Consider the following 2,745-nt stretch of genomic DNA (forward strand, 5'->3'; position numbering starts at 1 on the left):
GCTGGCAGAGAATTGAACCAATCAACCCCGATCCGCAGGTGCGAAGAGTAGCTTAATTGACGCCAGAAACTGTCCAATAAATGGGGAGTAGGTCAGACCTTGCTGGCAGAGGCCATTGGATGGTCAAGCCTTCAGGGGCTGGAATGACCGCCTTCATCAAACTGCGGAATGATGTGTGCATTCGCAGCTAATAGCTCCACTCCGCACATTGTGTCGGGTGTAGCGAACGGCCCATTCCGCCCTTTCATCGATCCACCGATTGCTGCGTTGCAGGCTCCCTAAAGCAGCCGTTGGGGTTTTGGTGTTGCATCTTAGATCGCCCAAGGTATGCGTCGCTGACTTTTCTGCCACTTACCATGAAGTTAGACCATAGCAACGCCACAAACCAGGTGAGCCAAACACTCTTAGTTTAAGCCACCTTCGGCCTCCAAAACCTTGACGGCGAACGCGGTTACAAGCCAATGCAATCAATTTCTATTTTCCCCAAGGGCAGAGTGCTTCGACCTGTCGGCGACCGATTTTATTCAATGTTTTTATGTTATCTATATAGATCTTCTCGGGGTCCGGAACGTGAGCGAGGACTTTGGCCATCTGATCTTGGCGCAGAAGATGTATGGTTGGATAGGGTGAACGGTTGGTATAGTGGCTAAGATCGTCTACAGCCACACCTTCAAATTGATATTGAGGATGAAAGGATGCTAATTGCACATGCTCTGTCAGTTCTGCTTGCTCCAATAGCTGCTGAAACCAATCGAGCAAGGCGAGGTAATCACCGAAGTCTTCTAGACCTTGGGTAAACAGGAGCAAGCTAGTGGCAATGTCATTTTCGTTGGTTCCGAGCAGGCGCTGTAGTTCATTCACAAAGAACTGCTTTAGTTGCGCATCGGTAGTGGCATCACATATGGCATAATGGACTTGGTCTCGAGCTATGACGTTCGAGGCAAATGGGCATAGATTTAACCCTACCACCATTTGTTCAAGCCATCGACGCGTGTTTTTCACCACGTCTTGATGAGCTATTGATAGCGTCTTTGGGTCGAACTTATTGATACGATGGATCCTTTCATGTTTGTCTCTCTTAAAGCACGTTCTGCCCATGTTTCCAATTTGATTGCGCAAGCGAATCCAACGAAACGGTGCAGTCACAGCCGTCTACCCGCGAAATTGCCGAGCACCTTGCCGAACTCGGCAAGAGCTTCGAAGCCCAAGGCCATGACAGCAAGGCCGTCGCCCGCTTTCTGATGCGTTGCCTGTTTTCGATGTTTGTCGAAGATGTCAATCTGATCCCCAAACGGAGCTATGCCGAGCTGCTGATCTAACTGCGCGGCCACCCCGAACATGCGCAACCCTCGCTTAAGGGACTGTACCAATTCATAGACACAGGCGGCTTTTCCCAAGTTCTGATGACGGATCTCAAACGCTTCAACGGCGGGCTGTTCAAAGAGGCGGAAGCCCTCAACTTCGACAACCTGCAGCTTGGCCTGCTGATCGAAGCTCCCGAAGCCGATTGGAAACAGGTCGAACTGGCGATTTTCGGCACGTTGCTAGAACGCGCGTTGGACAAAAAACAACGTCACAAGCTCGGGGCACACTATGCGCCACGCACCTATGTGGAGCGGCTGGTAACCCCGACGATCATGCAACTGCTTCGCAAACGATTGCCGCGTTGTGCAAGCCGGGATCCAATGCCTGGCGGCGGACGACAAACCAAAAGAGGCGCTGAAGCTGGTTCAAAGCTTTCACCACCAGTTTTGCGGAATCACCGTACTTGACCCGGCCTGTGGCTCGGGCAACTTACTCTATGACGCCTTGGAGATGATGAAACGGCTGGAGGGCGAAGTCACCGCCCTCATGGTCGACCTCGGCGAGACCAAGCCACTGCTCATCGTCGACCCGTATCAATTCCTTAAGATCGAGCTTACCCCATGGGCCGCCAATGTGGCGGAACTCGTGCTTTGGGTTAGCTATCTGCAAAGGCATTTCCGCACCCATGGCACGGTGCTTCCTTCCGAACCGGTACTGCGGGATTTCAAGAACATCACCGATGCTGTGCTGGAATGGGAGGAACACTCCCCCCGTCTCGATGAACACGGCGCGCCAGTAAAGCCCGAAAGAGATTTGAACAACAGAGCCGCTTTCAGAGATAACTGAAGGCTATTTGGAGAACCTCGTAGGGAACTCCGACCTGCATTTTGTGGAATCGGCGGTATGATCGCTACAACGCGAACTGCGAAGCACAGGATCTTTCAGTGCATTGACAGTGGAGTATTACCTGAAAGTCAGTTGGTAGTTGTTGCGATCGACAACTCCACCTTCATCGTTTTGCTAAGCTCGTGCATACATGAGCCGTTTTCATTGGCAGCTGGGGGGAGGTTCTGGAAATGATCCGACCTACAACTATTCCGACTGCTTCAACAAATTCCCTTTCCCCGACCTCACCGACGCCCGGCGCGCTCATATCGCCGCACTGGTCAAAGAGCTGGACGCGCATAGCAAGCGGCAGCAGGCAGCGCATCCCAAACACACCCTGACCCAGATGTATAACGTGCTGGAAAAGCTCCGCGCGGGGGAAGTCATCCAAGGTGGACCTGTCGCGGTTTTGATGCCGCTCCTTTGATAGCATTTACTGCAGCAAAGGAGACGGGCTATCGGACTGAAACGGACGGACGAATTGCGCCATGATGCGGTGCGTATTGCACTGACAAGCGGGCTAACGCGCAGGGAAGTAGCTGACGATCTGGGGGT

Annotated in this window: 5 protein-coding genes; 3 read left to right on the plus strand and 2 right to left on the minus strand. The window is 52.6% G+C overall.

The features are described from left to right. Positions 1-474: 474 nt before the first annotated feature. Positions 475-1,146: a DUF1415 domain-containing protein gene (locus tag C8N36_RS23860; RefSeq protein WP_245911054.1), complete on the minus strand. Its 672-nt coding sequence runs from the start codon at positions 1,144-1,146 to the stop codon at positions 475-477. After that, on the minus strand, positions 1,143-1,340 hold the full coding sequence (locus C8N36_RS24325) for a hypothetical protein (protein ID WP_170125986.1): 198 nt from the start codon (positions 1,338-1,340) through the stop codon (positions 1,143-1,145). The genes C8N36_RS23860 and C8N36_RS24325 overlap by 4 nt, the downstream gene beginning before the upstream one ends. A 63-nt stretch (positions 1,341-1,403) precedes the next feature. On the opposite strand from C8N36_RS24325, the gene C8N36_RS23870 reads away from it, so the two are divergent. The 3 genes from C8N36_RS23870 to C8N36_RS23880 all read left to right on the plus strand — a co-directional run bounded on the left by C8N36_RS23870 (position 1,404) and on the right by C8N36_RS23880 (position 2,617). After that, the gene (locus C8N36_RS23870) at positions 1,404-1,772 is read left to right on the plus strand and encodes a type IIL restriction-modification enzyme MmeI (protein ID WP_097807150.1); all 369 of its coding nucleotides are present in this window, start codon (positions 1,404-1,406) and stop codon (positions 1,770-1,772) included. Next, a complete protein-coding gene (locus tag C8N36_RS24035; RefSeq protein ID WP_306456930.1) occupies positions 1,669-2,151 on the plus strand; it encodes a DNA methyltransferase in 483 nt (160 codons plus the stop codon). Before C8N36_RS23870 ends, C8N36_RS24035 begins: the two co-directional genes overlap by 104 nt. A gap of 190 nt (positions 2,152-2,341) precedes the next feature. After that, entirely contained in the window at positions 2,342-2,617 is a 276-nt protein-coding gene (locus tag C8N36_RS23880) for a hypothetical protein (protein ID WP_097807148.1), read from the plus strand. The last annotated feature ends 128 nt before the right edge of the window (positions 2,618-2,745 follow it).

It is taken from the genome of Pelagimonas varians, assembly GCF_003208435.1.
In the GTDB taxonomy this organism is placed as follows: domain Bacteria; phylum Pseudomonadota; class Alphaproteobacteria; order Rhodobacterales; family Rhodobacteraceae; genus Pelagimonas; species Pelagimonas varians.

Bases quoted from the DNA above. Each gene is read 5' to 3' on its own strand.
- C8N36_RS24325 (WP_170125986.1), bottom strand. From the start codon at position 1,340: ATGTTCGGGGTGGCCGCGCAGTTAGATCAGCAGCTCGGCATAGCTCCG.
- C8N36_RS23880 (WP_097807148.1), top strand. From the start codon at position 2,342: ATGAGCCGTTTTCATTGGCAGCTGGGGGGAGGTTCTGGAAATGATCCG.
- C8N36_RS23870 (WP_097807150.1), top strand. From the start codon at position 1,404: ATGACGGATCTCAAACGCTTCAACGGCGGGCTGTTCAAAGAGGCGGAA.